Raw genomic sequence first — 25,850 nt, 5'->3', positions numbered from 1 at the left:
CATTGTCATGGTGGTAATTGTTACGACTTCAATCTAAAGAGACTCTTTTTAGTGGAAGCGTAATCAAGATCCAATTTTGAGGGGCTGAGGCTTTACATCAACACTCGTGTGCCTAGACTGGCGACGATTTAAAGCAATAGGGCAAGTGGTATGTGGAGTTGGTTAGCGGTTTCCTTATCTGGTATCGGAGCAATAGCAGGAACGAAACATGGACATATCGGTCAGGCCTTATCGTATAAGGTATTTACCTTTGTATTATTAGCGACAATTGCTTTAACTCAGTCGGTTGTGGCTGACTTTACCTATTGGATAGTTGCGGGGTTGGCTATCTCTGCGATCGCAGATGTGCTTCATACTCTCACTCAAAAACGCCCTCTGCATTTTGTCTGCTTCTTATTGGCTCAACTCTGTTACAGCAAAGCTTTTTGGTTACAGCTATCAGGTGAAATGGTTTGGTGGTTGTTCGCGCTGTTATTGGCAGCTTGCGTTGTTGCTTTCTTTTTACTGTTGCCACGCTTAGACAAACTCGTTTTTCCCGTGGTCATCATGGGCATTGTGCTTATTCAGTTAGCATGGGCTTCTGGTGAGGTTTGGCTGCTGGATCCTCAGTTATCACACGCGGTCGGTTTTGCTGGCTGTAGCGTGCTGCTCCTTTCGGCCTTAGCTTATGCGCTAAACAGTTACCGCAGCCCAATCAAGGGCGCTTACTTTTGGGTAACGGGCAGTTACTTTCTCGCACACGCATTCATCGTCGCATCGATTACTATTTAGGGTAGAGCTCTCTCAAGCCTGAGCTACATCAAAACGGCGTTGCTAAAACTCGGTACTCTACGTGTAATTCATTAAACATGAGATTGAGTTATGACGACTGAAATTCACGCACACAACGTTTTAAACCTGCTTAGTGAAAAGCCACTGACTCGCGAAGAGCTAACATTAGCGCTTGCTCAAACCTATGGCGAAGAAGCTCGCTTCCATACTTGTAAGCTCAATGGTCTGGATTTAGATAGCCTGTTGAAGTTTTTCTTGAAGATGGAAAAGGTTGTCGTTGTCGATGATAAGCTTTGCACTAACCGCGAACGTGTGTGTAATCACTAATTCTTAGTGGCTTGTTTTATTCGTGAATAAAGAGTGGGTGCATGTTTCGGCTCCACTCTTTTCATTACCTTTCAATCTGCTTTCGCTAATTTGCCTTCTTATAACATCCCCTTTTAAAAGCATCAGTTAACCCGCTTATCACTGCGTTCGAAAATCAATGTTGAGGCTGCTATACTCCGCGCACTTACGCTTTTCGAGACAAACTTATGGAAATCTTATCTGCAGCAACCATGCTGTTTCTTATCATGGACCCGCTTGGCAACTTGCCAATCGTGCTCTCTATCCTTAAGCATATTGACCCGAAGCGTCGCCGTATTGTTCTGATTCGTGAGCTGATGTTCGCACTGGTTATCTTGCTGCTGTTCTTATTTGCGGGTCAAAGCATCATGAACTTCCTGCACGTGCAGCCTGAAACCTTGAGTATCTCTGGCGGTATTATTCTGTTTATTATCGCGATTAAGATGATTTTCCCAAGCGCAGGCAGCATTACTGGCCTTGCGGCGGGTGAAGAGCCGTTTATTGTGCCGATGGCGATTCCTATGATTGCAGGTCCGTCAGTGATTGCTGCACTGATTCTGCTGTCGACCCAGCATCCAGACAACATGTTAGAGCTTTCAGCGGCTGTGATGCTGGCTTGGGGCGCTACCTTCTTCATTCTGATGTTTAATGGCTTCTTCCTACGAGTACTAGGTGAGAGAGGGCTTAAAGCCATCGAGCGCTTGATGGGCTTGTTACTTGTGATGCTATCGACTCAAATGTTCTTGGATGGCGTGAAGGGCTACATGGGCTAGTGTTGCTACCATTACTCAATAAAAAAACGCCGCTCTACTGAGCGGCGTTTTTGTATCTGTTTCTTCGGTTTTTATTTCGATTACATCATGTGCTTACGACGGATATCGAGTAGGGCAAAGACTCCGAAAATCAATATTGACCATTTCTCCCAACGTGACATCTCGATCTTATCGCCGAATGCACCGATGAAAATCAGCATCTGCAGGCCGTGCATGAAGAACAAGAATGCGGTCATGATATAAAGCGCAATCGCAGCATTACCCGGAAACGGGTAGAAAATATTTACGATTAAGATAAACCAAACAAAGGCGATGGCTGCTTTTGCTAGTGGAAGCAAGAACTTCATTCAATAACTCCTATTCTTCAGTGATTCGATTGAACAGTCGGTAGCTTGACTGTCCGGTGGTCTTGTCGCGATGCAATTCCCAGTTCTCTGGCATAGCTTCGAGTTTCAGTTCTTTCTCTGTCTCGACGTAAATGATGGCATTGTCTGCAAGCCAACCGTTACTCTCAAGCAGTTGTACTGTTTCTGCCAGTAAGCCTTGACGAAATGGTGGATCAAGGAAAACCATATCGTAAGGCGTGCCCGGTTTCTTAAGGAAAGAGATAGCATCAGTATTCACGACATTAATGTTGTCTGCCTTGAGCTCTTTCGCGTTATCAGAAAGCTGTTTAGCCGCCTTTTGATTCATTTCGAGCAGTGTCACCATTTTGGCTTGGCGAGAAGCTGCTTCAAAACCTAGACCGCCAGAACCGGCAAATACATCCAAGCAAGTTGAATGTGGGATATCTTGAGCCACCCAGTTAAAGAGTGTTTCTTTTACTCGGTCAATGGTTGGGCGTAATCCTTCTAAATCATGAACAGGCAGCTTTCTACCTCTCCATGAGCCACTAATAATTCGAACAAAGCCTCCGGATGGCTTTTTTTGTGATGTGTTTTGCTGGCGACGTCTTACCATAGATTTTTTGACCGCTAATAAAGTGATACTATACCGAGCCCAATTTAAGTGGGTTCGTGTATTAAATAAATTTGCAATGACAAAGTGTATCAAGCTAAAAGCAAACTTATCACTGCTTTGTCATTTTTCTTTACTATTCGTTTGTACAAGCTTGTATTGTATAACAATAGCAAAGAGTCGACGTGTATTAAGTCAATACAGCTAATTAGTAGATCTAGGAAACTCCTCTGATGACGGAAAAAAAGAAGCGCGGATTATTATCGTGGCTTGGTTTTGGTGAAGAAGAACAAAGCCCAAAAACTCAGAATGAAGCGAACGTAGAAAGCGTTGAAGATCAAACTGAAGTTGAATCACAAGTTGAGGCTGAACAGGTCGCGCCTGAAGCTGAACAAGTTAAGCCAACTGAATCTGAGCAAGCGCTTGAAGAAGCTCAACAAGAGCAGCAACCTGTCGCAGCAGAAGCAGAAGCAGAAGCAGAAGCAGAAGCAGAAGCAGAAGCAGAAGCAGAACAGGAAGAAGTGGCAGTTCCTCAAGCTAAGGTTGAAGAAGTACAAGAGAAGCCGACAGAAAGCTTCTTTGCTCGTCTTAAGCGCAGCCTAAGCCGCACTAAAGCAAACATCGGTGCTGGTTTCTTTGGTCTGTTCAAAGGCAAGCAAATCGATGAAGACCTGTTTGAAGAGCTAGAAGAGCAACTTCTGATTGCTGACGTGGGTATGAATACCACGGTTAAGATCATTGAAAACCTGACAGAAAAAGCATCTCGCAATGACCTAAAAGACGGTGAAGCGCTTTATGGTCTGCTCAAAGAAGAGATGGCAGACATCTTAAGCCAAGTGGAACAGCCACTGGTTGTTGATACCACTAAAACACCTTACGTTATCTTAATGGTGGGTGTGAACGGTGTAGGTAAGACAACTACGATCGGTAAGCTGGCGAAACAATTCCAAAATGAAGGCAAGAAAGTGATGCTAGCAGCGGGTGATACCTTCCGTGCTGCAGCCGTTGAACAGCTTCAGGTTTGGGGTCAGCGTAACGATGTGCCAGTTATCGCTCAACACACTGGTGCGGACAGTGCGTCTGTTATCTACGATGCGATTGAAGCAGCGAAGGCTCGTGGTGTTGATGTTGTGATTGCTGATACAGCCGGTCGTTTGCAGAACAAGAGCAACCTGATGGAAGAGCTACGCAAGATCGTTCGTGTAATGAAGAAGATTGATGACTCTGCGCCACACGAAATCATGCTAACGCTCGATGCAGGTACAGGTCAGAACGCTATCAGCCAAGCGAAGTTGTTCAGTGAAGTGGCTCCAGTTACGGGTATTACACTGACTAAGCTAGATGGTACGGCGAAAGGTGGTGTAATTTTCTCAATTGCTGACCAGTTCCAGATTCCAATCCGCTACATTGGTGTGGGTGAAGGTATTGATGACTTGCGTCCATTTGAATCTAAAGACTTCATTGAAGCACTATTTAGCCGCGAAGAGTAACGCGAGTAGCAAAGTGGTTTATCCTTAATCTGCTACCGTTTTTAAATTTGATATTAGTGATCGTAAGAGGAATTTTCGGTGATCAAATTTCAGCAAGTGAGTAAAGCCTACCGAGGTGGAAGACAAGCGCTCCAAAAAGTGGACTTTCACCTGAAACGTGGAGAGATGGCTTTTTTGGGTGGGCACTCTGGGGCTGGTAAAAGTACCTTGCTGAAGTTGATCTGCGCGATAGAGCGTCCAACTGATGGACGTGTCTGGTTCAACGATCACGATATCACTCGTATCCCAGCCAAAGACATTCCTTTCTTACGCCGTAATATTGGGATTGTTTTTCAAGACCATCGCCTGCTGATGGACCGTTCGATTTTCGATAACGTCGCTCTGCCTATGCGTATTGAATCTATTTCTGAAAACGAAATAAAACGCCGAGTCAGTGCTGCGTTGGATAAAACCGGTTTATTAGATAAAGCCCGTTGTTTGCCAAGCCAACTTTCTGGTGGTGAACAACAACGCGTGGGTATTGCTCGCGCCGTGGTTAACCGTCCAACTCTGCTTTTAGCCGATGAGCCTACCGGTAATCTAGACCCTGAATTATCTAACCGTGTGTTGCGATTATTTGAAGAATTCAACCGCGCAGGTGTGACGATCATCCTAGCGACGCACGATATCGGGTTAGTGAACACTCGCCCTCAGTACCGCCATCTTGAATTAAACCAAGGATTTTTGAGTGAGGTTGAAGACTATGGCCGCGAATAAGCGCATCAAAAAACCTCAATCTAATCGAGCAGCAAACCGCGCTTCAAGCGACGGCTTCTTTGTTGTTCACTGGAAACAAGCCAAGTCATCGTTCTCGCAAATGTGGCAGCGCCCGTTAGGCAACTTACTGACCCTTGCGGTGATCTCTATGGCGTTGGCGATGCCAGCTTGTTTGTACCTATTAGGTAAAAATGTAGGGGAAGTGGCGCAAGATGTCACTAGCCCGTCACAAATAAGTGCTTATGTAGAGGATGGTATTCCTGAGCCACGAGTAATGGTGCTTAAGGATGAAATCGAAAGTTGGGATCAAGTTGAGCTCGTGGAGTACATTTCTCCGCAGCAAGGGCTTGCAGACCTCAGCCAGTATTCTGGTTTTGAAGACGCCCTAACCATTCTCGACGATTATTCACTGCCAGGTGTGCTGGTGATTACGCCAAGCGTGCACAGCGATACCTTAATTAAAGAGCTGGCAGGCACAGTTAAACAACAAGAATTAGTGACCGATGTTCGCCTAGACGAAGATTGGTTAGCGCGATTAGATGCGATCAAAGCATTAGCGGCTGTCATCGTGATTACCTTAACGGTATTGATGCTGGGCGCGGTATTTCTGATTATCGGCAATACACTACGATTTAATGTGTTGGCGCATAAAGAAGAGATTCAAACCATGAAGCTGATTGGTGCGACCGACAGCTACATTCTTCGACCATACCTTTATGCTGGGATGTGGTTTGGCGTTTTAGGTTCGATTAGCGCTTGGGTAATGACGGCATTGATTACCGTATTGCTGAACAGCGCGGTGGATGACTTGGCTCAGCTATACGACAGCCACTTCCGTTTAATTGGCCTGAGTTGGGATGAATCTTTACTGCTTTTGATCGTCGGAACTCTGCTTGGTAGTGTGGCTGCAAAGCTTTCTGCACAGCGTCACCTAAAAGAAATTGAACCAGTTTAGGTGAATAGAGTCATATTTAGACGAAAAATAGGCACTTCTTAACCAGTTTTTGCCTTGTATAGACGAATTGATTATGCATAATTACTTCCCCCTCCTTGAAACCTGTTCATTTTAGGTTCAAGATTGTAGGGTTTTAATAGATGTATTACTCCAGATCAGAGATTGATGAGGAACCGAATGGCAAACCAAGCGTATCAAATGGCTTTAGTCACACAAGATAGTTTAGATAGCTATATCCGCTCAGCGAACAGCTACCCTATGCTGACTCCTGAAGAGGAACGTGGACTTGCAGAGCGATTACATTACAAAGGTGAGATCGACGCTGCGAAAGGCTTGATCCTTTCCCACCTAAGATTCGTGGTGCACGTTGCCAGAGGCTACTCTGGCTACGGGCTACCAATGGCTGATCTCGTCCAAGAAGGTAACATCGGCTTGATGAAGGCTGTTAAGCGCTTCAATCCAGAAGTTGGTGTTCGTCTCGTCTCGTTTGCTGTTCACTGGATCAAAGCTGAAATCCATGAATACGTTCTACGTAACTGGCGTATCGTTAAAATTGCGACCACTAAGGCACAGCGTAAACTGTTCTTTAACCTTCGTAAGTCTAAAAAGCGTTTGGGTTGGTTCAATAACGGTGAAGTTGAGACGGTTGCTCGTGAACTGGGTGTTGAGCCTTCAGAAGTTCGTGAGATGGAATCTCGCTTAGCAGCACAAGATGCGACGTTTGAAGCGCCTATGGACGATGACGATGGCGGTTCTGCTTACACTGCTCCAGTTTACTACCTAGAAGACAAGGCGTCAGACGTTGCTGAGACGGTTGAAGCGGCTAACTGGGAGTCACACACCAATAATCGCCTAGGGCTAGCACTAGCAAGCTTAGACGAGCGTAGCCAACACATTGTTCGCTCACGTTGGTTAGACGACAACAAGGCAACCCTGCAAGACTTAGCGGATACCTACAGTATATCAGCTGAGCGTGTTCGCCAGTTAGAAAAGAATGCGATGAAGAAATTGAAACAAGCCGTTGGTGATTTCTAATAGCATCTAGTTTCTATTAGCTTCTACTTTCTAGTAGAGCTAACAAATAGCTGAATTTTGAAAAGGCCGAGATCGAGAGATCTCGGCCTTTTTGTTTTGGATCGATTTCTCAACTTTTGCGATCGAAATTTGCAAAATGATTTTGTGGATAACTCTGTGAGAAGTTTATTCGTCAGCTATCTAAAAGCAGTGTGTAGTAAGGCTTTGACGGGGTTTTTCGAGTGGGGATATGTTTCAGTTAACCCACAGTTAGATCAGGATCATTACTACATGTTGTGGATCTATTTTTGAAAAGACACTTTATTCACGCAATTCACAGATTTATCCACAAATGGTGTAAAAGTGATCGCTGGTGGATAACCTTATTAAGTGGATGTGAATGTTAGCCTTGGGATAGGTTACAATGGCAGCAAAGTAAATCAGTATAAAAAGAGAAAGTCATGGACCAGTTTAAACATATCGATGTTAAAGGCGCTCAAGCCCTCATCGAACAAGGCGAAGCTCGACTTGTCGATATACGTGACCCGCAGTCTTTTGCGGTTGCCCACCCAAAAACAGCCTACCACCTGACTAACGATACGATGGTGTCATTCATGGATGAGGTTGAGTTCGAACAACCTATCTTAGTGATGTGCTACCACGGCATCAGTAGCCAAGGTGCGGCACAATATTTAGTGAACCAAGGCTTTGAAGAGGTATATAGTGTTGATGGTGGTTTCGAAGCTTGGCATCGTGCTGAACTTCCAGTGATCGCAGGTTAATGACTTTCATCACCTGAACCGCCTCAAGCATCCCTCATAGAATGAATAGGAAGTAACAATGATTAGATTGATGGTGTTAGACAATCCACGTCTTGCTCAAGCATTTATTGATTATATGGCCTCTCGTCAGATCCCTATTCAGATGTCTCCAGAGGGAGAAGGGCGTTTTGCTCTTTGGCTTCTTGATGGCCAATTTCAGGTTGAAACCGAAGCTGAGCTGAATCGTTTTCTGGCTGAGCCCAATCATAAGCGCTATCAAGCTGCATCTTGGGACATGGCAGAGACCAGAAAGAGCAACTTCCATTACCACACGCCAAGCTTCATGGGCATGATCAAAGCCAAAGCAGGCCCAGTGACACTAAGCCTGATGTTGGTGTGTGTGGTGATTTTTGCGCTGCAACAGATCGGTTTTGGCCAAGCTATTTTCAATGCCCTACATTTCCCAGCGGTGGATGGACAGCAATGGCAGCTGTGGCGTTGGTTGAGTCATGCCGTTCTACATTTCTCTGTTATGCACATCGCATTTAATATTTTGTGGTGGTGGCAGCTAGGTGGAGACATTGAGAAGAAACTTGGCAGCCTCAAGCTACTTCAGATCTTTGCTGTCTCTTCTGCGCTTTCAGGTGCTGGGCAGTATTGGGTTGAAGGGGCGAACTTCGGTGGTTTGTCTGGTGTTGTGTATGCCTTGGTTGGTTACTTATGGGTGGTTGGTGCGAAGGCGCCACAACTTGGTTTAGGTATCCCAAGACAGATTGTCGGCTTTATGTTGGTGTGGTTGGTGCTTGGGTACATGCAGCCATTTATGGCTATCGCCAATACGGCGCATTTAGCTGGTCTAGCCGCTGGTGTGATTATTGGCTTTATCGATGCGATGAAAGCACCAAGCTCGGCAAGAAGCTAATTCATATCTTCTAATGAGTAGCCAAACGATAGAGACAAAAAAAGCGGCCAGATGAGCCGCTTTTTTATTGGGATTCGTTTTACATCATTACTGATAAAGGTATTTGGTAAACAGTAAGTCAGCAATCAGGGTTTTACCTGTCTCTGGAAGCAAAATCTTGTTGAGGTGTTCAACTAAGGATTTTCTTAAGTCTTCACGGCCAGATAGAGATTTAATGGTTTCTTCGTTTTGTTTGCCAAGCAATTCAATCACCGCATCGCGAATCAGTGGTTGGTGATGCTCAATAGCGGCCAAGTCGCTACTATTTGCCACCATGATGTCGAGGCGAACCTGAATGTAGCCCAGTTTTTTACCTTTAGTGTAAAAATTGGTGGTCAGGTCTGGCTCTAGCGTGAAGTAGGCGAGTTTAGCTGCCGACTCCTCTTCCGCGAAACTTGATGCTGAAAAGAGTAGGGTAATCGCAAGAAATATTTGGGCTACATAACGTTTGTGCATATTTGTGACTTTTCTTTAGTTTATTCGCGATATTCGAAACGCATTAGTCTTGTTACAATGAGCGGTCTAAATCTAAATACGTTTACAATTCGAAGAACGCTTTAATTTTGTTCGAAAGTTGAAGCTTTATTGTACGTGTAAAGTCACCTATTGAATACTAGTATGAATCAGCCAATATCGCTGTATCTTAATTCGTTAATGAATGTAGATTGGCAAAGTACAGAAACATTTGATTTTCCTAATGAAACCACCAAAGAGTGGCTGATGGAGCAAGGTTCTCTTTCCCGCAAGTTGGGGAAGTGCTGTCAGCACCTGTCTGTTGAGTTGCTTCATAATCAAGTTGTAGAACGCTCAATGCTGCAACAAGACGAGGAACATCTTTTATCATCGTTTGATTGCTTACTGCGTAAAGTGATTTTAAAGGGTGATGACGAACCGTGGGTGTTAGGTCGAACCTTGATTCCCCGAGTCACATTAGAAGATCATCAGCACTCAGACCTTTCTCAACAAGGTAATGTCCCGCTTGGATTGACCGTTTTTAGTGCTGAGAACGTGGAGCGAGATGCGCTGCAAGTTGGTTGGGTTATCGCAGGCGATGAGCGATTACTCGCGCGTCGTTCTCGATTATGGATGAACCATAAACCGATGCTTGTGGCAGAACTGTTTTTACCAACATCACCCATTTACTCTAAGGAGAGTGTGTAAATGCTTGCCACCAAAGCGAAGGCGTATTGGCAATTAACGCGAATGAATCGCCCGATTGGTACCCTATTACTCCTTTGGCCGACCTTGTGGTCACTGATTATCGCCGCACAAGGTATGCCTGATTTTGATGTCTTGGTTGTTTTTGTACTCGGCGTGGTGTTGATGCGTTCAGCTGGCTGTGTGATCAATGACTTTGCGGACCGTAAAGTAGATGGTCATGTTAAACGTACCAAGCAGCGTCCATTACCCTCAGGTTTGGTTTCCAGTAAGGAAGCGATTCTGCTCTTTTTAGTGCTAGCCGTAGTTTCATTCTTGCTGGTACTCACCATGAATCCACTGACCATTAAGCTCTCATTTATTGGTGTGGGTCTGGCGTTCATTTACCCTTTCATGAAGCGTTTTACGCATCTTCCACAGTTGTTTCTTGGCTTAGCGTTTAGTTGGGCGATACCAATGGCTTGGGCGGCACAAACCAATGAACTGCCAAGCATTGTGTGGTTTGTCTTCGTGATTAACGCGTTGTGGACGATTGCTTACGACACGCAATATGCGATGGTTGACCGAGATGATGACTTGAAGATTGGTATTAAATCGACGGCTATTTTATTTGGTCGCTTCGATAAACTGATTGTTGGCTCTTTGCAACTCGTCACCCTAGCGATGCTGATTGCGTTAGGTATGCACTACCAATTTGGTGATACTTTCTATTGGGCATTGTTAGCCGCAGGCAGCTTGTTTGTGTACCAACAACATTTGATGCGGCATCGTGACCGAGACTTATGTTTTCAAGCTTTTCTAAATAACAACTATGTTGGTATGGCCGTAACGGTCGGTTTGTTCGTTACCTTCTGGTAAGCATCAGTTTTTATCAAACGAATATTCAAGAAAAAGGCACCCAGTGGGTGCCTTTTTTGATCGCGTTGAATCTGCTATCAGAGCCCTGCTATATACAGGAATTACTCGACTTGGTGAATACTCTCTTGAATAGTCAGACGGACTTCTGGGTAAAGCATCGAGTAAAGAAGCTTAGCGAATTGCTGAGTCTTCTCTAAATCGCAGTTGCCGTCGTTATCTAGGTACTGTTGCTGCTTCAACGTTGCGAACATAGAAGCAAACACGCCTTTATCGAAGAACTCTGGTGCATTGATGCCTTGCAGACGACCAAGTCGCTGTGCAATGTCTTGGCTCTTCTGTTCAAGATCGGATTTATCCAGATCAGGGTTCTCTGCTAACAGGTTCAAAGCAATAGAGTAGCGTTGTAGCGTTTCTGAAATCGTACGACCTAACAGCATCAGTGCTTGGCTGTTTGATTGGTTGATGGTGACTTCATTATCAGAAACCACAAGCATACCTTGGTTAACCAGCTCTTCAATGATGTTAGAAACCACGCCTTCAAGCTTGTCTTCGTCGTAGCTTAGGAACAGCTCTTTCTTCAAGAACGGGTAGATAGCAGCAACGTTCTCTTGGATCGCGTCAATTGATAAACCGCGTTGACGAATAGTCATCTGTGCAATTAACGATGGCAGAGCAAACAAGTGAATGATGTTGTTTCGGTAGTAGGTCATCAGAATTGACTGGTGACGGTCTAGCGAAATGATGTCGCCCATTGAGTCTGATTCAATCAAGAACTTGTTCAGTGATTCAGCATGTTTTACTAAATCTTCAGCGCTGTCTTTTGGCACAGTGAACGTTGCCGAATATGGAACATTCTTAAGCAGAGACAGGTAGCAATTAATCTGAGAAACCAAAGAGTCACGAGACAATGCGCGCTGTCTTGAAGCCAATAGTGCCGTTGCACAAAGGGTCAGGGCATTGGTCGCTGCCGCATCGTTAATGTGCGTCATCATTTTGGTCGCCAAGTCATTAACCACCGGGTTCATCCATTGTGGTTTGCTAGTGCCCATTGGGTCGATGTCTTTGGTCCACTCAGGTGAGTGTTCATTCAGGTATTGGTTCAGTTGAATTGGCTCACCGAAGTTCACGTAGCCTTTACCAAAGTTACGCAGCTTACGAATGGTACGAATCACTAAGCTCGCGTTTTCTTTTTCTTTGCGCTTACCACGAAGTTCTTTTGCGTAAGTCGCCACTTCCATCACGTGCTCGTAGCCGATGTACACAGGAACCAAAGTCACCGGGCGATTCATGCCGCGCAGCATAGCCTGAATAGTCATCGCCAACATGCCGGTTTTAGCTTGCAGTAGACGACCCGTACGAGAGCGACCACCTTCACTGAAGTACTCAACTGAGTAACCTTTAGCGAACAATTCTGCCAGATATTCACGGAAAATAGTCGAGTACAGCTTGTTGCCTTTGAAGCTCCGACGAATAAAGAACGCACCACCATGACGAAAAATAGGACCGGCAGGGAAGAAGTTCAGATTGATACCCGCAGCGATATGCGGCGGCACCATGCCTTCGTGGTAAAGCACGTAAGAAAGCAGTAAGTAATCCATGTGACTACGATGACAAGGCACATAAACAATCTCGTGACCATCTTGAGCCAGCTTACGAACTGTTGAAGCGTTGCTGATATGCAGGCCTTGATACAACTTATTCCACAACCAACCAAGAATCTTCTCACCGCGTTTGATTAGCGAGTAAGAGAAGTTCGCAGCAATCTCGTCCATGATGTCTTGAGCTTCTTTGCTCGCTTTCTCGATCGAGATGTTTTTTGCTTGTGCTTCATCTTCAATCGCTTTCTTGATCGCTTCAGATTTTAGTAGGCGGTCAAACAGAGCTTGGCGACTGGGCAGGTTAGGACCTGATGCTGCAAGTTTTTGGCGAGAAAAGTGAATACGTGCCACGCGCGCCAGTTTGTGTGCGATGGTGTTGTCGGTGCCGTGTGAGTTAGCCATGTAACGCAGAGAAACCACAGGACTAAAGCGAACCAAGCAGTCACGACCTGCCAGTAATACCGCTTTTGATTTCTCTAAGCCGTTCATTGCTTGTAGGTAAGGTTTCTGGTTATTCTCTTTACCAGGCTTACGACCCCACAATACAGTGGCAGGGATAACTTGAACGTCGAGATCAGAGTCTTCAGCATGCAGTGAAAGCAGCTCAGAGAAGACTTCAATTGATGAGCTTGGTACATAATCATCGTCTTGCAGCAGAGTTTTGCGAGAAGAGATGAAAACGTAGCGTTGCAGTGATTTGCCGTTGATTTCAAGCTTGGTCAACGGATCAGGTAGGCCTAATTCAAGTGCATGTTTTTGCAATGTAAGAATGTCGACACTTGAGCGAAACGGTAAGGCGTATACAATCGGTTTGCTCAAATCAACGTTCAAATCCTCAACAGGGTTTGAAGGAATTGATGTGCCCTTTACCAATACGGATAAAGGTAGCTTCATTAATGAACGTGAAAAAGATTGTCCAGAAGACATATAGGTTCACTGCCTCAATAGTTATTTCAATGTGCTGAAGCGTATCTCTATTTCTCTGATAAAAAGGATAAATCCTATGAGTGAAATAGGGATAAGCCTAGGCGTAAATTTAATCGATGCAAGAATACCAGAAACTGGTCTAACCTTTTAATGGAAATAGTCATATTGCCGTTAAGTTTGTGGAAAATCATTCATCGACTGATTGAGTATAGGGTTAAAAATGACCAAAAAATCAAACACCGGATTCAAACGCATCATCAAAGCAGCAGGCTTTTCATGGCAAGGCATTACGAGTTCGTTTAAAAATGAGGCTGCATTTCGACAGGAAGTGTTCATGGCGGTCGTGCTTATTCCGTTGGCATTTTACCTAGATGTAAGCCAAGTTGAACGAATCTTAATGATCTCATCGGTGGTATTGGTGATGGTTGTCGAGCTAATCAATACCGCGATTGAAGCGGTTGTCGACCGAATCGGCAGTGAACATCATGAGCTTTCTGGGATGGCTAAAGATGTCGGTTCGGCAGCAGTTTTCATCTGTTTGGCACTCGCAGGTTATGTGTGGCTAGAGATCCTGTTTTTGTAATTTGCTAAAAATGAACTAAAAACAAGCAATTGCTTTGCTTTTGTTCAGTTACTGGATATACTCACAGTCAACTGTATAAAAAGACAGGTGAATCATGAAGCCGTTAACGCCCCGCCAGCAACAAGTCTTTGACCTTATCAAAGGTAAGATCGAAGATTCCGGTATGCCACCGACACGTGCAGAAATCGCGCGTGAACTAGGCTTCCGTTCTGCTAATGCTGCAGAAGAACATTTGAAAGCTCTTGCTCGTAAAGAAGCGATTGAGATTATCCCGGGTGCGTCTCGCGGTATTCGTATTTTGCTTGAAGATGCAGCAAACGAAGAGCAAGGTTTACCATTAATCGGTCAGGTTGCCGCTGGTGAGCCTATCTTGGCTCAAGAGCATGTAGAAATGCATTACCAAGTTGATCCAGGCATGTTTAAACCACAAGCTGACTTCTTACTTCGTGTAAATGGCGAAAGTATGAAAGACATCGGTATTATGGATGGTGATTTATTAGCTGTTCATAAAACACAAGATGTACGCGATGGTCAGGTTGTAGTGGCTCGTGTCGATGATGATGTAACGGTAAAACGCCTAGAACGTAAAGGTTCAACGGTTCTGTTACATGCTGAAAATGAAGAGTTTTCTCCAATCCATGTCGATCTAGAATCTCAACACTTGTCTATTGAAGGGCTTGCGGTTGGTATTATTCGCAACACCGACTGGATGTAGTCAGTACAAACAGCTTATTGATATTTATTCTCAATAACTTGTCATTGTAATTGATATTCATTATCATCTTCTTTGTCGAGATACAAGGAAGATGATGATGCCAAACCCAACCAAACCTCAAATGAAGCCGCTTACTCGTAAGCCGCGCTCCTCTGTTCAAAAGGCTTCTTCTGAACAAGGGTCTGCACATCAAGAATTCCAAGTTCCGACGAACCTCGTTCAGCATCTTTGGTTTCGTAGCCGTGAAAGCCTAGCTGATGATGGTCTCGTTTATGATCCTATCGCAGCTCAAGCCTGCAAGCGTTGCCAGCTCGCACCAGAATGTCTTACCGGTGAACTCGACCAACAGCAACTCCTTTACGCGACACTGACTCAACTTTGTGATTCTCAAGTTCAACAGTTTTTATCTCATAACCCAGATGCTTGGATTATTAACGTGGGAGCAGGGCTCGATACCCGTTTCTACCGTTTAGATAATGGCCGCTGTCATTGGGTTGAGTTAGATGTAACCGAGAATCTGCTTTGGCGACAACGCTTGTTCCACAAAAATGAACGCTATCGCTTAGAGTGTGGCTCTGTCGATGACCTAACTTGGTTGGATGAACTTAATATTCCAGAACAAGCCTCGGTGATGGTGGTGTGTGAACATGCTTTGCTGGATTGTAATGAACAACAGACCGCGAACTTCATTCAGTCTTTGAGCCGCTACTTTACTCATGCACATGCGTGTTTAGTCTTAGCTGGAGATAAAAGCTCAAGTACGTTGGGACAAAAGCTTGGTTCAGGAAAGTATGCTCATGGGTTGTCTTCACCAATAGACAGCGTTCTTAATTGGCTGCCATGGGCACAATGGGTAAAAGCGTTTTCTCCCCTAGACCAACAATGCAATCGTTGGAAATTGTGGCAGCGGCTTCTTTGTAAGATCTCTCAGGTCAAAAAGCGTTTAACGCCGCAGTTAGTGCTCGTTAAGTGGTAACCCTAGTGGTTCTGTATTTCGAGTAACTGAGTACATAGCCGGTATAAGTAAAATTCCACAACATAGTGAAAGCCCACCCACTAGGTTAAACTATCGCCTCTAATCTAAGAGGTGATCGTGAAGCTATTTAATCCCCAAACTATTTTTCAAACGCTATCCAATCAGGCGATGCACAAAAAAGTGCTGCTGCTCGCGATCCCGATGGTTCTCTCTAATATTACTGTTCCACTGCTGGGCTTAGTCGATGCGGCGGTTATCGGTCACCTCGAGCACTCTTGGTATTTAGGTGGTGTGGCGCTGGGCGGCACAATGATCAGCGTGACCTTTTGGTTGCTTGGTTTCCTGCGCATGTCGACAACAGGGCTAGCCGCACAATCTTATGGTGCGAATGATGGCAAGCAACTTGGTTTAGTCTTTGTGCAAGGCGTGACCATGGCCTTAGGGTTTGCTGGTGTCTTTTTGCTTTTACACAGTCTAGTCGCCGATTTAGTTTTCTCATTGAGTAGCGCCAGTGATCAAGTTAAGCACTATGGTCAGCAATATTTCTCAATCCGCGCTTGGAGTGCGCCTGCTGCGCTAACTAACTTTGTGATTCTAGGTTGGTTACTCGGGACTCAAAATGCCAAAGCGCCCATGTGGATGGTGATCATCACCAATATCACCAATATCGTTTTGGATATTGTTTTTGTTATCGGCTTAGGATGGCAAGTGGAAGGTGCAGCATTGGCATCTGTAATGGCTGATTATGCCGGTCTAACATTTGGCTTGATTTGTGTTTACCGAATCTGGGCGAAGAAGCAGTTACCATCGCCATGGGATCTGCTTAAGAAAACCAGCCAAGGTTTGAGTCGTTTCGTGAAATTGAATCGCGATATCTTTCTTCGTTCATTATGCCTACAAGCGACTTTCACTTTCATGACCTTCCAAGGTGCAAGCTTTGGCGATGATGTTGTTGCGGCCAATGCCGTGTTGATGAGTTTCTTGATGATCATCTCTTATGGGATGGATGGCTTTGCCTACGCAATGGAAGCGATGGTCGGTAAGGCGATAGGCGCGAAAGACAAAGATGAGCTGAACCAGTCATTGATTGGAACTTTCTTCTGGAGCTTCAATATTTGTTTGGTACTGACCATAGTGTTCGCACTCGTTGGCTCGAGCTTAATCAATATGATCACCACAATCCCAGACGTGAAGAGTCAAGCCGAGGTGTATTTACCGTGGTTAATCGCAATGCCATTGGTGTCTATGTGGTGCTTCTTGTTGGATGGTATTTTTGTTGGAGCAACTAAGGGCAAGGATATGCGCAATAGTATGTTTGTTGCGACCTGTAGTTTCTTCGCGATTTTCTATTTAGCATCAGGTTTAGAGAACCATGCACTGTGGTTAGCGATGCTGAGCTTTATGGCAATGCGCGGAATTGGTCTTGGTGTGTTGTTTGTTTCTCAGTGGAAGAAAGGGGAGTTTCTCGCTTAGCTCTGAGGGCTCTGTTTGTGGAGAGTAAATGAGGCTGTACAGGTAAAGGGGTATTTAGAACATCATGATCTAATTACTATCAATGCCTTAATATTCAGTGTTTTAAATAAAAACAGCAAGCGCGTGGCTTGCTGTTTATGTATTTGGCCTATGGGTGGTCAAATACTCCTATTGGTTCTTTATCTAGAATAAACGGTTAAGCCCGTTGAGTGCTGCAACACGATAAGCTTCCGCCATCGTTGGATAGTTAAAGGTTGTATTCACAAAGTACTCGATGGTATTTGCTTCACCTTTCTGTTCCATGATCGCTTGTCCGATATGGATGATTTCAGCGGCACGCTCACCAAACACGTGGATACCTAAAATCTCTTTGGTTTCGCGATGGAACAGAATCTTCAAGCTACCAATGTCTTTACCCGCAATTTGAGCACGAGCTAGGTGTTTGAATGAAGAACGTCCTACTTCATACGGTACTTTAGCTGCGGTAAGTTCTTGCTCGGTTTTACCAACAGAACTGATTTCCGGGATGGTGTAGATGCCGGTTGGAATGTCTTCGATAAGGTGGCGTTCAGCTTCACCTTTCACAATTGCTTGAGCCACAAATCGACCTTGGTCATAAGCCGCGCTTGCTAGGCTAGGGTAGCCAATCACATCACCGACAGCGTAAACATGGTCAACATTGGTTTGGTAATTGGTATTTACTGAGACTTGCCCACGCGAGTCCGCTTCTAAGCCAACAGCACCAAGGTTCAGTTTATCGGTATTACCCGTTCGGCCATTGGCATACAGTAGGCAATCAGCGCGCATCTTTTTACCTGACTCTAGGTGAATGATCACGCCATCATCAGTGCCTTCAATTTTCTCAAAGGTTTCATCGTTGCGAATCACGACACCGCTGTTCCAGAAGTGATAAGAAAGTGCATCTGAGGTTTCATTGTCTAGGAATGACAACAGACGGTCACGAGTATTGATAAGATCGGTTTTTACACCCAAACCGCGGAAAATCGACGCGTATTCACAACCAATAACGCCAGCACCATAGATGATGATGTGTTGCGGGTCGTGTTTAAGAGAAAGAATCGAGTCACTGTCGTAGATACGTTCATGCAGGAAGTCGACGTTATCTGGTTGGTAAGGGCGAGAGCCTGTCGCGATAACAAATTTGTCTGCACTGTAATGTTCTTCAGTGCCATCGCTTTGCATTACCGAGACAGTGTTGGTATCGATAAAACGTGCAGTACCAAAGACCAACGTGCACTGGTTGCGGTCGTAGAAGCCTTGGCGTAATCGAGTCTGCTTGTCGATAACCGATTTGGCATGCCCCAAAATGTTAGAAAACGTTGAGTGTATGCTTTTGTTGTTCTGACAAAACAGCGGATTACTGTTGAATTCGATAATACGACTTACGGCATGACGCAGTGCCTTTGAAGGAATGGTTCCCCAGTGAGTACAACCACCACCAACGCTGCTCTCTTTCTCAATGATTGCAACGTTCAACCCGGCTTTGGTTAATCCCATCGCTGCCCCTTCTCCTCCGGGGCCACTACCAATTACGATTACATCAAAGTGGTTGGAGTGCGGCATAGATATCTTCCTTGTTATATTTGAGTAACATTGCTTTAGCGAGATTTTAACTGATTCTGTTCTTGGGTACATGAAAAGGGCATCAGAGAGTCGGTGGGATCACGCAGTGTTATCGAAAAAATAATATTTGGTATGTCGTATGTCTCCAAATGACAGTGTGGATATTGAAATTTTTTCTTCGAACGTATTTACTTCGGTACGTGAACAAAGAGGTATGTTTAGTGTCTTATATAACCAGAGTGCCTTATATAAATAAGTGATTCGCGTTATATTGAATAGAGTATTAGACATGCCTGTTTAGGCTGTAAAAGAAGAAATTGATAAAGTATGAAACCAATGGGCATTCGCGCACAGCAAAAAGAAAAAACTCGTCGCAGCTTAATCGATGCAGCATTTAGCCAACTCAGCGCCGATCGTAGTTTTTCCAATCTAAGCTTGAGAGAAGTCGCTCGTGAGGCTGGAATAGCACCGACTTCCTTTTATCGTCACTTCAAAGACATGGATGAGCTTGGCTTAACCATGGTTGATGAAGGTGGCTTACTGCTGCGCCAGTTAATGCGTCAAGCTAGGCAACGCATAGTAAAAGAAGGCAGTGTGATTCGTACATCGGTTGAAACCTTTATGGAATTCATTGAAAGCAGCCCTAACGTATTCAGACTGTTATTGCGAGAGCGCTCAGGAACTTCATTTGAGTTTCGTGCAGCGGTAGCTCGTGAGATACAGCACTTCTCTGCTGAGTTAACCGAATATTTGATAACGACTGGCATGACAAGGGACGAAGCTTTCACTCAAGCGGAAGCCTCGGTTATCTTAGTCTTCAACTCAGGGGCAGAAGCATTAGATTTAGATCGACGTCAGCGAGATGAATTGGCTGAACGCTTGATCATGCAATTGCGAATGATGGCCAAAGGAGCTTTTTGGTATCGTAAAGAACGTGAACGTAACCGATTAAAAGGCGGGATTGAATAATGTCGAATGAAAATAATACTGTAAACCGTGGTTCTGAAAGAAAAACACTCGTACTTGCTGTTGTAGCCGGTGTGTGTGGTGATGCATTGTTATCTTGGGTAACAATGAGCGAAGTGGGCTTCTCTATTTTCCCGCTTATCGCTTTAGTTTTGGCTGTACAAGCGCTTTACCAAGAGTACCTAACTAACCAAGTATCTGAAGATATCCCACTAGTAGGTTTAGCTTGTTTCTTCGTGGGTGCATTTGGCCACTCGGCTTTTGTGAAGGCACAACACCCTGATGCTGGCTCAAACTTCTTTGCGATTATTGTCGCGATGTTGCTTCTTGCATGGGTAGGTAAGAAACTCGGCTTTATCGGCAAAACTGCTTAAGCTGATTTAGAAATTAAAAAAACGAGCCAATGGGCTCGTTTTTTTGTATCTGCTGTTTGGCTTAGACCTGAAAGCGATACTTACGCTTTACGCTCTAGGAATACGCCAGCTTCCATGTGGTGCGTGTAAGGGAACTGGTCAAACAGAGCAAAACGAGTGATGTCGTGCGTTTCGCTTAGAATGTCTAGGTTCTCTTTCAATGTCTCAGGGTTACAAGAGATGTACATGATGCGCTCGTAGCCTTGCACCATCTTACAAGTATCAACGTCCATACCTGAACGCGGTGGATCAACAAAGATAGTGTTGCAGTTGTAGCTCTTTAGATCGATGTTTGCTTGCTGTAGGCGGCGGAATTCACGCTTACCTTCCATTGCTACGGTAAAATCTTCCGCAGACATACGAATGATCTGAACATTATCAATCTTGTTCGCCGCAATGTTGTATTGAGCAGATTCTACAGATGGCTTCGCTAGCTCTGTTGCAAGTACACGCTCAAAGTTTTGTGCCAGAGCTAATGAGAAGTTACCGTTACCACAGTAAAGCTCAAGCAAGTCACCTTTGCTGTCTTGAGTACAGTCGACAGCCCATTCCAACATTTTCTCTGCTACTTTGGCGTTTGGTTGAGTAAAGCTGTTCTCTACTTGCTGGTATATATAGCTATCACCATTCACATCTAGCTTTTCAATGACGTAGTCGCGATCCAGTACGATTTTCATCTTACGCGCACGGCCAATCAGGTTTAGGTTAAAGCCTTCATCATTTAATTGCTGCTTAAGCGCTTTAGCATCTTGAATCCACTGTTCACCTAATTGACGGTGGTAAAGCAGTGACACCAAAATCTCACCGCTTAACGTAGAAAGGAAGTCTACTTGGAATAGCTTGTGGCGTAGAGAGTGGTTGCTCTTCATTGCATCCGTTAATAGAGGCATTAGATCGTTGATAAGACGACTAGCCGCAGGAAACTGGTCTACGCGGTATTTTTCTTTGGTCTCTTGATTGAACATGACGTAATACATATCGTCACCTTCATGCCACACGCGGAATTCAGCACGCATGCGGTAGTGTTGTTCTGGAGATTCATACACTTCCAGCTCAGGCACATTGTATTGTGAGAACATTTCAGTAAGACGTTCAGTCTTTTCTGCGAGCTGTTCTTGGTAGCGTTGCGGGTTTACATCTAAATTCGCCATTGTTATGCCTTTTGCTGTCGTGCTTTTAAATCAAGAGCGCAGATTTTATTCAATCACAGGCGCTTGTCCAGTGTTGAGAGCTATTCAATGTAAATCGACCTTGAAAACTATAGCTTATAACTATCTTAGACTAGACAAATGATTCATAGGTTAATACTATCTCCGACAAGCTGGTGCCATTTGGATGTATAGATGGCTGAAGAGGGAATCTGGTGTGAATCCAGAACTGACGCGCAGCGGTAAAAGAGAACGAGTATTCATAAGACACTGCAAATAGCTTTTTGTGGGAAGTCGAATATTAGGTAACCATAAGGGTTGTGCTCTTGAGTCCGAATACCTGCCAGCGGCTAAGCCACACAATGTGGTTTGGTAGGACTTTACGCGATTTAGGATCACAACATGAAGAAATCCCTTTTAGCGGTTGCTGTAGCATCGCTGCTTTCACCTATCTCCAATTTACACGCCCAAGAAGCATCTGCCGACGAAACCATGGTGGTGACGGCTAACCGTTTTGAGCAAGTTGATGGCGCAGTATTAGCGCAAACTGTAGTGGTTACCAAAGAAGACATTTCAAAACTTCAAGCAAATAGCCTTATTGACGTTTTTCGAACGTTGCCAAGCGTTGAAGTTGCTCAATATGGTGGTCGCGGGCAAACAGCCTCGTTCTATGTGCGAGGCGGTAGTTCTTCTCAAGTTCTAGTACTAATGGATGGAACTCGCTTACCAAGAGCTATGATGGGTGGTGTTGATTTTAACTCTTTGCCAGTTAACTCAATTGAACGAATTGAATTCATTCGTGGTGCGCGCGCCTCTATATATGGTTCTGAAGCTATTTCTGGTGTCATCAATATTATTACTAGAGCAGATGTGAATGAGAATGCCGTTAAAGTGTATGGCGGGTATGGCACAAACAATCATTATGTAACCTCCTTAGCTGCTCTGCATAAAATTGATGATAACCAACATATTAAAGCTGTTGTTGGTTATGAAAAGGATGATGGATTTAATGTTAAGCCGATTGAGGGTATCAATGATGGTGATGAGCACGGCTTTGAGTCATACAATTTAAATATTGGCTACCAAAATCAGCTAACCAAGACAGTTAATGCCTTTGTTAATGTTGTGGCTTATGACAACGAAGGTGAGTACGACAATAGCTCGGCAGCTTCTCCTTGGGGGCCTGCTCGACATGAAGAAAAAGTTGGCCGAACTGAATTTCGTTCAATCAATACAAACTTGGCTTACAACGAAGATAACCTCACTTCAACGTTAGATCTTACTTATGCAGAGCAAGACAACTACGATTATATTGTAGGTAAGAGTAAGAAAAGTGGTGGTATCACATCGATTAACCAAATCAATGCTGCTTGGTTGAATTCATACCGAGTAAACGAGCAGTTGGCTTTGGGTGGTGGTTTAGATTACCGACGTGAAGAGTTAGATGAAGGTTATACTGGTTCTAGTTACTATAAACCAGAAGAGAACCCTCGTGAAAACTATGGTGTGAGTGTTATTAGTCAATACACTATAGATGGCTGGACACTTGAAGCAAGTGCTCGAAATGATGAGAACAGCCAATATGGAAACAACACGACGTGGCAAGCAGCGGCGGGTTGGGCATTCCTTGATAATTATGAGCTTAAAGCGAGTCATGGTACTGCATTTAGAGCTCCTACGTTTTTAGACTTATATTACCCAGGTTACGAAGCTCCTAATCTAAAAGCAGAAGACTCTCAAAATACAGAGTTAACACTTGAAGGCACACATTCTTATCTAGATTGGTCTATTACTGGCTTTATCAACAAGATTGATAACATGTTGATGTGGCAGGGTGCTGGCATGACCAATATTGGTGAAGCTGAAATCAAAGGTGTTGAACTGGGTTTAGGTTTTGATACTTCAATCGTTACACACCAGTTTTACTTAGATTGGAAAGATCCAGTAGATAAGTCTAATGGTAAAGAGCAGCAATTAGCATACCGTTCTAAACAAGGCGCTAAATGGAACGCCTTTGCTGAGTTAGGTGATTGGGTTCTGGGCTCTCAGTATCTTTATCAAGGTGAGCGTTTTAATGGTACGACACGATTAGCAAGCTACAGTCTTTGGAATTTTACTGCTGAGTACGCAGTTTCGGCAGATCTTAAGGTGAAAGGGAAACTGAGTAACGCATTCGATGAAGATTATGAAATGTATAGTGGTTACGCGACACCGGGTCGTGAATACTTTGTATCAGCATCTTACCAATTCTAATTTACACCTAAACCGCCTTCGGGCGGTTTTTTCTTATTGGGTATATCAATGAAAAAGAAAGTCGTCATAAGTTGGTCGTCAGGCAAAGACTCTACATTAACCCTAGAACGTCTACTTGAAAGCACCGAGTATGAAGTTGTTGCTCTCTATACTACGTATGTTGGAGATGAGGTCCCTTTCCAAGTCACGCCAATCGAGGTTGTCGGAATGCAGGCTACATTGATCGGTTTGCCTCTAATAACGATTGAGCTGCCGGAGGTGTTCCCAAGTAACGAGATCTATCAAAGTACGATTGTTACGGCGCTTAAAGGATCGGGTTTATCTATTGATGCCGTGGCATTCGGCGATATGTTTCGCAATGGTATTGCTGATTACCGAAGAAGTTATATAGAACCTGCGGGCTGGGAGTGTGTATTTCCTCTACTAGGAGAGAGTAGCCAAACTCTGGCTCAAGAAATCATAAATAGAGGAATCGAAACCTTTCTCGTCACAGTTGATAGCGATGCATTAGACATGAGCTATTGCGGGAAAGAATACACGCCTGAACTAATAGACAGTTTGCCAAGTCACGTCGACCCATGTGGAGAAGATGGTGAGTTCCATACCTTAGTAACGTCAGCGCCATGCTTTAAAGGTAAGCTCAAGATAGAGCTAGAAAATGTAGAGCAGGGTGAGCGCTTTGGGCATCAACGCTACCGAGCTTGCATTATATAGAGTGATGATTGGCGAAAACTAAGTGAAGGGGTATCATTGCTGCGGAACTTCTTACAGGTAATGGTTGTGTCGAAAAGCATACAAAAAAACATATTGGTCTTTGATTCTGGAGTTGGCGGCCTCTCTGTATATAAAGAGATAAGCCAGTTACTACCAAATCACAACTATATCTATGTATTCGATAACGAGGCTTACCCATATGGTGAGCTCGATCAGCAAGTCCTCATTCAGCGAGTCCAAAGTATCGTCGCCAGTTTTGTTGCGAGTCACGCTATTGATATTGTGGTGATAGCTTGTAATACGGCCAGTACGATAGTCCTGCCTGCACTTCGCGCTAATAACCTTATCCCTATTGTCGGTGTTGTCCCGGCAATCAAACCTGCCTCGTTACTGGCTAATAAAGCGGTTGGACTTATTGCAACCCCTGCGACGATTACTCGTGAATACACACACGAGCTCATCAAAAACTTCTCGAGTAATAAAAGAGTCGAGCTTTTAGGTTCTACTCGGCTGGTGGATATGGCCGAAGATAAACTCAGAGGTGAGGCGATTGACCTTGAAGAGTTGCAGCAAATCCTTCAACCGATGATCAATACAATCGATGTGGCCGTTTTAGGATGCACACATTTCCCACTGATCAAATCAGAGATTCAACAAGTCTTAGGTAAGAGTGTTTTATTGGTTGATTCCGGTAAAGCGATTGCGAAGCGAGTTCAAGATTTATTGGATTTGGAAAGTGGTAATAAAGAAAGGGGAGTGCGCGAGGTTTTTTGTAGTGCACTTCCTAAGAAAGAAAGTGCACTAAATAGCATGTTAAAGCAGTTAGGATTTAGCTCAGTTCAGCTTCGTCCGTTTCTGGATGTTTAGGATCATTTGCAACTCGCACTTTTAAAGTTCGTTGCATGTAATCTTTATCGTTAAGTTCTGAAATAGCATGATTCACATCATTGCTAGCCATTACGACAAATCCAAAGCCTCTTCTTTTACCAGTACGTTTGTCTTTCATTAAGCGTACTGCAAATACTTCACCATACTCTGAGAATAATTCACGTACGTGTGATTCATTCGCTTTGTATGGAAGGTTACCTACATAAAGTGTTTTTGTTGATGCCTTAGGTTCTGAATCTGATTTTGAGTCGGTGCTTGAAAAGTTAACAACAAAAGCGGAAGCCAAGACACCAAGGATAAAGGTAATTGCAGGCGATATATCTACCTGAGAGAAAACAATGCCACCTAGAACAGCTAGTGCGACAATTAACAACATCGATTTTTTTGAGTTCATATCGGAATACTACATATTAATAAACGAAATAGACGCATCTACTCTTAACAAAATAGATACATGAATCTTACGTTCATGGTTTCCATTTTGCCAATGTATTGCTGTGATACGTCTCAAATGTTTAGTTTTTATTCGAAAAATGCGGATCTGGTGGCTTTTTAGGCGAACAAAACTTTTATTCAAAAAAGCCCTTGTGCTCTATGTCGATCTCTCTATAATGCCGCCTCACCGACACGGAGTGAGACGAAAGTCACACGGCGAAATCGGTAGAGAAAAAGGAGTTGAAAATAACCCTTGACTCTCTAAGTGGTGCAGGTATAGTACGCACCCCTAGCGACTGAGATGTGAATCACAAAACGCTAGCGCTCTTTAACAATTTAAACCTATCAATCTGTGTGGGCACTCGTTGATGAATATCA

At 44.2% G+C, this 25,850-nt stretch carries 27 protein-coding genes and 1 riboswitch; of the genes, 20 read left to right on the top strand and 7 right to left on the bottom strand.

Annotated features, from left to right (window positions below; genetic code table 11):
• The first annotated feature begins 150 nt into the window (after window positions 1-150).
• From AB6E54_RS19705 to AB6E54_RS19695, 3 genes are all read left to right on the top strand, one after another.
• The gene (locus tag AB6E54_RS19705; protein ID WP_017061033.1) at window positions 151-771 is read left to right on the top strand and encodes a lysoplasmalogenase; all 621 of its coding nucleotides are present in this window, start codon (window positions 151-153) and stop codon (window positions 769-771) included.
• A 90-nt stretch (window positions 772-861) separates the two neighbouring features.
• Complete coding sequence (locus AB6E54_RS19700; protein ID WP_017066763.1) at window positions 862-1,098, top strand: YecH family metal-binding protein; 237 nt, start codon at window positions 862-864, stop codon at window positions 1,096-1,098.
• 206 nt (window positions 1,099-1,304) lie between these two features.
• Window positions 1,305-1,889 carry a YhgN family NAAT transporter gene (locus AB6E54_RS19695; protein ID WP_017061035.1) on the top strand — a complete coding sequence of 195 codons (585 nt, stop codon included), beginning with the start codon at window positions 1,305-1,307 and terminating at the stop codon, window positions 1,887-1,889.
• Between the two features lie 80 nt (window positions 1,890-1,969).
• Here the strand turns inward: AB6E54_RS19695 and AB6E54_RS19690 are convergent, their stop codons facing one another.
• Both AB6E54_RS19690 and rsmD read right to left on the bottom strand, forming a co-directional pair.
• Window positions 1,970-2,236 (bottom strand): DUF1145 domain-containing protein, encoded by a 267-nt coding sequence (locus AB6E54_RS19690; protein WP_016784000.1) that lies wholly within the window; start codon window positions 2,234-2,236, stop codon window positions 1,970-1,972.
• 10 nt (window positions 2,237-2,246) lie between these two features.
• Complete coding sequence (rsmD, locus tag AB6E54_RS19685; protein WP_017066764.1) at window positions 2,247-2,849, bottom strand: 16S rRNA (guanine(966)-N(2))-methyltransferase RsmD; 603 nt, start codon at window positions 2,847-2,849, stop codon at window positions 2,247-2,249.
• A gap of 230 nt (window positions 2,850-3,079) precedes the next feature.
• Here rsmD and ftsY point away from each other — a divergent pair, with 230 nt between their 5' ends.
• The 6 genes from ftsY to glpG all read left to right on the top strand — a co-directional run bounded on the left by ftsY (window position 3,080) and on the right by glpG (window position 8,744).
• Window positions 3,080-4,336, top strand: coding sequence for a signal recognition particle-docking protein FtsY (ftsY, locus tag AB6E54_RS19680; RefSeq protein WP_136989532.1), 1,257 nt, complete (start codon window positions 3,080-3,082; stop codon window positions 4,334-4,336).
• Window positions 4,337-4,414: 78 nt separating this feature from the next.
• Window positions 4,415-5,092, top strand: coding sequence for a cell division ATP-binding protein FtsE (gene ftsE / locus AB6E54_RS19675; protein ID WP_004736585.1), 678 nt, complete (start codon window positions 4,415-4,417; stop codon window positions 5,090-5,092).
• Window positions 5,079-6,047, top strand: a complete 969-nt coding sequence (gene ftsX, locus AB6E54_RS19670; protein ID WP_017061038.1) for a permease-like cell division protein FtsX — start codon at window positions 5,079-5,081, stop codon at window positions 6,045-6,047. The genes ftsE and ftsX overlap by 14 nt, the downstream gene beginning before the upstream one ends.
• Before the next feature lie 177 nt (window positions 6,048-6,224).
• Entirely contained in the window at window positions 6,225-7,082 is an 858-nt protein-coding gene (gene rpoH / locus AB6E54_RS19665) for an RNA polymerase sigma factor RpoH (protein ID WP_017055518.1), read from the top strand.
• A 440-nt stretch (window positions 7,083-7,522) separates the two neighbouring features.
• The gene (glpE, locus tag AB6E54_RS19660; RefSeq protein ID WP_017061039.1) at window positions 7,523-7,843 is read left to right on the top strand and encodes a thiosulfate sulfurtransferase GlpE; all 321 of its coding nucleotides are present in this window, start codon (window positions 7,523-7,525) and stop codon (window positions 7,841-7,843) included.
• A 58-nt stretch (window positions 7,844-7,901) separates the two neighbouring features.
• Complete coding sequence (glpG, locus tag AB6E54_RS19655) at window positions 7,902-8,744, top strand: rhomboid family intramembrane serine protease GlpG (RefSeq protein ID WP_017063770.1); 843 nt, start codon at window positions 7,902-7,904, stop codon at window positions 8,742-8,744.
• 87 nt (window positions 8,745-8,831) lie between these two features.
• Here glpG and AB6E54_RS19650 read toward each other — a convergent pair whose 3' ends face one another.
• Entirely contained in the window at window positions 8,832-9,239 is a 408-nt protein-coding gene (locus tag AB6E54_RS19650; RefSeq protein ID WP_017063771.1) for a flagellar basal body-associated protein FliL, read from the bottom strand.
• A 162-nt stretch (window positions 9,240-9,401) separates the two neighbouring features.
• Between AB6E54_RS19650 and AB6E54_RS19645 the strand changes: the two genes are divergently transcribed.
• Together AB6E54_RS19645 and ubiA are read left to right on the top strand one after the other, a co-directional pair.
• Window positions 9,402-9,944, top strand: a complete 543-nt coding sequence (locus tag AB6E54_RS19645) for a chorismate lyase (RefSeq protein ID WP_164091128.1) — start codon at window positions 9,402-9,404, stop codon at window positions 9,942-9,944.
• Entirely contained in the window at window positions 9,945-10,799 is an 855-nt protein-coding gene (gene ubiA / locus AB6E54_RS19640; protein ID WP_372106810.1) for a 4-hydroxybenzoate octaprenyltransferase, read from the top strand. It begins immediately after the preceding gene.
• A 101-nt stretch (window positions 10,800-10,900) separates the two neighbouring features.
• Here the strand turns inward: ubiA and plsB are convergent, their stop codons facing one another.
• A complete protein-coding gene (gene plsB / locus AB6E54_RS19635) occupies window positions 10,901-13,324 on the bottom strand; it encodes a glycerol-3-phosphate 1-O-acyltransferase PlsB (RefSeq protein ID WP_102332803.1) in 2,424 nt (807 codons plus the stop codon).
• Window positions 13,325-13,544: 220 nt separating this feature from the next.
• Between plsB and AB6E54_RS19630 the strand changes: the two genes are divergently transcribed.
• From AB6E54_RS19630 to dinF, 4 genes are all read left to right on the top strand, one after another.
• Window positions 13,545-13,907 (top strand): diacylglycerol kinase, encoded by a 363-nt coding sequence (locus tag AB6E54_RS19630; protein ID WP_017061045.1) that lies wholly within the window; start codon window positions 13,545-13,547, stop codon window positions 13,905-13,907.
• 94 nt (window positions 13,908-14,001) lie between these two features.
• Window positions 14,002-14,622, top strand: a complete 621-nt coding sequence (lexA, locus tag AB6E54_RS19625; RefSeq protein WP_019820514.1) for a transcriptional repressor LexA — start codon at window positions 14,002-14,004, stop codon at window positions 14,620-14,622.
• Window positions 14,623-14,719: 97 nt separating this feature from the next.
• Window positions 14,720-15,598 carry a class I SAM-dependent methyltransferase gene (locus tag AB6E54_RS19620; RefSeq protein ID WP_017070281.1) on the top strand — a complete coding sequence of 293 codons (879 nt, stop codon included), beginning with the start codon at window positions 14,720-14,722 and terminating at the stop codon, window positions 15,596-15,598.
• A gap of 117 nt (window positions 15,599-15,715) precedes the next feature.
• Window positions 15,716-17,071: an MATE family efflux transporter DinF gene (gene dinF, locus AB6E54_RS19615; protein ID WP_017061047.1), complete on the top strand. Its 1,356-nt coding sequence runs from the start codon at window positions 15,716-15,718 to the stop codon at window positions 17,069-17,071.
• Between the two features lie 183 nt (window positions 17,072-17,254).
• On the opposite strand, the gene sthA is transcribed toward dinF, so the two are convergent.
• Window positions 17,255-18,655, bottom strand: coding sequence for a Si-specific NAD(P)(+) transhydrogenase (sthA, locus tag AB6E54_RS19610; RefSeq protein WP_017061048.1), 1,401 nt, complete (start codon window positions 18,653-18,655; stop codon window positions 17,255-17,257).
• A gap of 327 nt (window positions 18,656-18,982) precedes the next feature.
• Here sthA and fabR point away from each other — a divergent pair, with 327 nt between their 5' ends.
• Together fabR and AB6E54_RS19600 are read left to right on the top strand one after the other, a co-directional pair.
• Window positions 18,983-19,624: an HTH-type transcriptional repressor FabR gene (fabR, locus tag AB6E54_RS19605; protein WP_010438693.1), complete on the top strand. Its 642-nt coding sequence runs from the start codon at window positions 18,983-18,985 to the stop codon at window positions 19,622-19,624.
• Window positions 19,624-19,995: a YijD family membrane protein gene (locus AB6E54_RS19600; protein ID WP_372106812.1), complete on the top strand. Its 372-nt coding sequence runs from the start codon at window positions 19,624-19,626 to the stop codon at window positions 19,993-19,995. Before fabR ends, AB6E54_RS19600 begins: the two co-directional genes overlap by 1 nt.
• Window positions 19,996-20,075: 80 nt before the next feature.
• Here the strand turns inward: AB6E54_RS19600 and trmA are convergent, their stop codons facing one another.
• Window positions 20,076-21,185: a tRNA (uridine(54)-C5)-methyltransferase TrmA gene (gene trmA, locus AB6E54_RS19595; RefSeq protein ID WP_372103698.1), complete on the bottom strand. Its 1,110-nt coding sequence runs from the start codon at window positions 21,183-21,185 to the stop codon at window positions 20,076-20,078.
• 154 nt (window positions 21,186-21,339) lie between these two features.
• Window positions 21,340-21,545: riboswitch (cobalamin riboswitch) on the top strand.
• A gap of 39 nt (window positions 21,546-21,584) precedes the next feature.
• On the opposite strand from trmA, the gene AB6E54_RS19590 reads away from it, so the two are divergent.
• From AB6E54_RS19590 to murI, 3 genes are read left to right on the top strand one after another with little or no spacing between them, the layout of a single operon-like run.
• Window positions 21,585-23,435, top strand: coding sequence for a TonB-dependent receptor domain-containing protein (locus AB6E54_RS19590; RefSeq protein WP_229648276.1), 1,851 nt, complete (start codon window positions 21,585-21,587; stop codon window positions 23,433-23,435).
• A 48-nt stretch (window positions 23,436-23,483) separates the two neighbouring features.
• Window positions 23,484-24,149 (top strand): ATPase, encoded by a 666-nt coding sequence (locus AB6E54_RS19585; RefSeq protein WP_372106814.1) that lies wholly within the window; start codon window positions 23,484-23,486, stop codon window positions 24,147-24,149.
• A gap of 60 nt (window positions 24,150-24,209) precedes the next feature.
• Window positions 24,210-25,016, top strand: a complete 807-nt coding sequence (gene murI, locus AB6E54_RS19580; RefSeq protein ID WP_372106816.1) for a glutamate racemase — start codon at window positions 24,210-24,212, stop codon at window positions 25,014-25,016.
• On the opposite strand, the gene AB6E54_RS19575 is transcribed toward murI, so the two are convergent.
• Window positions 24,979-25,431 (bottom strand): RNA-binding protein, encoded by a 453-nt coding sequence (locus tag AB6E54_RS19575; protein ID WP_004736687.1) that lies wholly within the window; start codon window positions 25,429-25,431, stop codon window positions 24,979-24,981. The genes murI and AB6E54_RS19575 overlap by 38 nt on opposite strands.
• Window positions 25,432-25,850: the final 419 nt, after the last annotated feature.

Origin of the sequence: Vibrio sp. 10N.247.311.49 (assembly GCF_041467655.1) — a bacterium.
Classification (GTDB): Bacteria; Pseudomonadota; Gammaproteobacteria; order Enterobacterales; family Vibrionaceae; genus Vibrio; species Vibrio crassostreae_C.
This window is presented reverse-complemented; position numbering and strand designations above follow the sequence as displayed.

What these genes read in the sequence shown, in the direction of transcription:
- AB6E54_RS19705 (WP_017061033.1), top strand. Translation starts at nt 151, where the DNA reads ATGTGGAGTTGGTTAGCGGTTTCCTTATCTGGTATCGGAGCAATAGCA.
- AB6E54_RS19700 (WP_017066763.1), top strand. Translation starts at nt 862, where the DNA reads ATGACGACTGAAATTCACGCACACAACGTTTTAAACCTGCTTAGTGAA.
- AB6E54_RS19695 (WP_017061035.1), top strand. Translation starts at nt 1,305, where the DNA reads ATGGAAATCTTATCTGCAGCAACCATGCTGTTTCTTATCATGGACCCG.
- AB6E54_RS19690 (WP_016784000.1), bottom strand. Translation starts at nt 2,236, where the DNA reads ATGAAGTTCTTGCTTCCACTAGCAAAAGCAGCCATCGCCTTTGTTTGG.
- rsmD (WP_017066764.1), bottom strand. Translation starts at nt 2,849, where the DNA reads ATGGTAAGACGTCGCCAGCAAAACACATCACAAAAAAAGCCATCCGGA.
- ftsY (WP_136989532.1), top strand. Translation starts at nt 3,080, where the DNA reads ATGACGGAAAAAAAGAAGCGCGGATTATTATCGTGGCTTGGTTTTGGT.
- ftsX (WP_017061038.1), top strand. Translation starts at nt 5,079, where the DNA reads ATGGCCGCGAATAAGCGCATCAAAAAACCTCAATCTAATCGAGCAGCA.
- rpoH (WP_017055518.1), top strand. Translation starts at nt 6,225, where the DNA reads ATGGCAAACCAAGCGTATCAAATGGCTTTAGTCACACAAGATAGTTTA.
- glpE (WP_017061039.1), top strand. Translation starts at nt 7,523, where the DNA reads ATGGACCAGTTTAAACATATCGATGTTAAAGGCGCTCAAGCCCTCATC.
- glpG (WP_017063770.1), top strand. Translation starts at nt 7,902, where the DNA reads ATGATTAGATTGATGGTGTTAGACAATCCACGTCTTGCTCAAGCATTT.
- AB6E54_RS19650 (WP_017063771.1), bottom strand. Translation starts at nt 9,239, where the DNA reads ATGCACAAACGTTATGTAGCCCAAATATTTCTTGCGATTACCCTACTC.
- AB6E54_RS19645 (WP_164091128.1), top strand. Translation starts at nt 9,402, where the DNA reads ATGAATCAGCCAATATCGCTGTATCTTAATTCGTTAATGAATGTAGAT.
- ubiA (WP_372106810.1), top strand. Translation starts at nt 9,945, where the DNA reads ATGCTTGCCACCAAAGCGAAGGCGTATTGGCAATTAACGCGAATGAAT.
- plsB (WP_102332803.1), bottom strand. Translation starts at nt 13,324, where the DNA reads ATGTCTTCTGGACAATCTTTTTCACGTTCATTAATGAAGCTACCTTTA.
- AB6E54_RS19630 (WP_017061045.1), top strand. Translation starts at nt 13,545, where the DNA reads ATGACCAAAAAATCAAACACCGGATTCAAACGCATCATCAAAGCAGCA.
- lexA (WP_019820514.1), top strand. Translation starts at nt 14,002, where the DNA reads ATGAAGCCGTTAACGCCCCGCCAGCAACAAGTCTTTGACCTTATCAAA.
- AB6E54_RS19620 (WP_017070281.1), top strand. Translation starts at nt 14,720, where the DNA reads ATGCCAAACCCAACCAAACCTCAAATGAAGCCGCTTACTCGTAAGCCG.
- sthA (WP_017061048.1), bottom strand. Translation starts at nt 18,655, where the DNA reads ATGCCGCACTCCAACCACTTTGATGTAATCGTAATTGGTAGTGGCCCC.
- fabR (WP_010438693.1), top strand. Translation starts at nt 18,983, where the DNA reads ATGAAACCAATGGGCATTCGCGCACAGCAAAAAGAAAAAACTCGTCGC.
- AB6E54_RS19600 (WP_372106812.1), top strand. Translation starts at nt 19,624, where the DNA reads ATGTCGAATGAAAATAATACTGTAAACCGTGGTTCTGAAAGAAAAACA.
- trmA (WP_372103698.1), bottom strand. Translation starts at nt 21,185, where the DNA reads ATGGCGAATTTAGATGTAAACCCGCAACGCTACCAAGAACAGCTCGCA.
- AB6E54_RS19590 (WP_229648276.1), top strand. Translation starts at nt 21,585, where the DNA reads ATGAAGAAATCCCTTTTAGCGGTTGCTGTAGCATCGCTGCTTTCACCT.
- AB6E54_RS19585 (WP_372106814.1), top strand. Translation starts at nt 23,484, where the DNA reads ATGAAAAAGAAAGTCGTCATAAGTTGGTCGTCAGGCAAAGACTCTACA.
- murI (WP_372106816.1), top strand. Translation starts at nt 24,210, where the DNA reads ATGGTTGTGTCGAAAAGCATACAAAAAAACATATTGGTCTTTGATTCT.
- AB6E54_RS19575 (WP_004736687.1), bottom strand. Translation starts at nt 25,431, where the DNA reads ATGAACTCAAAAAAATCGATGTTGTTAATTGTCGCACTAGCTGTTCTA.